This window comes from Microbispora corallina, from assembly GCF_016863035.1.
Lineage (GTDB): Bacteria > Actinomycetota > Actinomycetes > Streptosporangiales > Streptosporangiaceae > Microbispora > Microbispora corallina.
Window position 1 is genome coordinate 1 of record NZ_BOOC01000085.1, and the last position, 1,889, is coordinate 1,889.

The following is a 1,889-nucleotide window of genomic DNA, read 5'->3' on the forward strand; positions in this document are numbered from 1 at the left end:
AACCGTCCAGCTCCAGACCCTCGTCAGCGGGCCCGACCGCCGCACTGTGGAGATCTACTCGCGGCCGGAGGGCTCCGACGGCGACTGGACGCGTCACGCCACGGTCGCTCTGGCTTCGGAGAGCCCAGCGCCGTCCGTCGACCTGGCGATCTGGCCCCCGCCCGGCGCCCGGCCCGTAGACCTGGACGACGCGTACGAGCGGCTGAGCGGGAACGGCCTCCACTACGGGCCGGCGTTCCGGGGTCTGCGGGCGGCGTGGCGGCGCGGGAACGAACTGTTCGCCGAGGTCGCCCTCCCCCAGGACCGGCACGACGAGGCCGGCCGCTTCGGCATCCACCCCGCACTGCTCGACGCCGCCCTGCACGCCGCCGCCCTCCAGTGGCTCGACGAGACGGAACCGGGCGTCGCCAACCTGCCGTTCGCGTGGAGCGGAATGCGGCTGCACGCCTCCGGAGCGACCCACCTGCGCGTACGCGCCGTACTGGGCGAGGCAGGATCACTGTCCCTGCAGGCCACCGACCCCTCCGGCACGCCGGTCATCTCCGTCGAGGCCCTGCAGGTACGGCCGGTGCGGCACGAGCAGGTGCGGACCACGGCCGACTGGGTGGACGGGCTCTATCGGGTCGAGTGGGAGCCTCTGGCGCTGGAGGCCGCCGAGCCGGGCTCCTGGGCGGTGCTGGGGGATCACGGGCTGGCCGAGGCCCTGCGCGGGACCGGCGTCAGCGTGTCCCTCTACCCCGACCTCACCACCCTCACCGATGCCGTCCAGGCCGGAGAACCCACCCCCGACCTCATCGTCCTGCCCATCACCCCCCACACCGGCACCGGCACCGACACCGACACCGACACCGACACCGACACCGAGGCAGGCTCAGCACAACCCACACACAACGCCGACGATCCGGTGGCCGCGGCTCACCACGTCCTCGAACACACCCTGCTCACCCTGCAAACCTGGCTGACCGACGACCACCTCGCCACCACCCGCCTACTCGCCCTCACCCACCACGCCACCCCACTACCCGACCAGCCCGACCAGCCCCCCCTCGACCTGGCCATCGCCCCCGTCCTCGGACTCCTGCGCTCCGCCCAAACCGAACACCCCCACCGCATCCTCACCGCCGACCTCGACCACCACCCCCACAGCACCACCGCCCTACCCGCCGCCACCACCACCGCCCACACCCACAACGAACCCCACATCACCATCCGCAACGGCACCCCCCACACCCCCCGACTCACCCCCCACACCCCCACCACATCAAACGGCGAACCCCACCACTGGAACCCCGACGGCACCGTCCTGATCACCGGCGGCCTCACCGGCATCGGCGCCCTCATCGCCCGCCACCTCGTCACCCACCACAACATCCGCCACCTCCACCTCACCAGCCGACGCGGACCCCACACCCCCGGCGCCGACCAACTCACCCACGACCTCACCACCCACGGCGCCCACATCACCATCACCGCCACCGACATCACCGACCCCCACCAAGTCGCCCACCTCATCGCCACCATCCCCGACCAACACCCCCTCACCGCCGTCATCCACGCCGCCGGCACCACCGACGACACCCCCCTCACCACCCTCACCCCCCACCGCCTCCACACCGTCCTCGCCCCCAAAATCGACGGCGCCCACCACCTCCACACCCACACCCCCCACCACACCCCCCTCATCCTCTTCTCCTCCATCAGCGGCCTCCTCGGCGGCGCCGCCCAAGCCAACTACGCCGCCGCCAACACCTTCCACGACGCCCTCGCCACCCACACCACCCCCACCAGCAGCCCCACCACCCGCCGCACCCTCAGCCTCGCCTGGGGACTATGGGCCCACACCAGCACCCTCACCCACCACCTCACCACCACCGACCACGCCCGCATCC

At 72.1% G+C, this 1,889-nt stretch carries 1 protein-coding gene; it reads left to right on the forward strand.

Annotation, left to right across the window (positions count from 1 at the left end; genetic code table 11):
- Positions 1–1,889: SDR family NAD(P)-dependent oxidoreductase (locus tag Mco01_RS38620; RefSeq protein WP_204061783.1), on the forward strand; the 1,889-nt coding region annotated here is incomplete at both ends.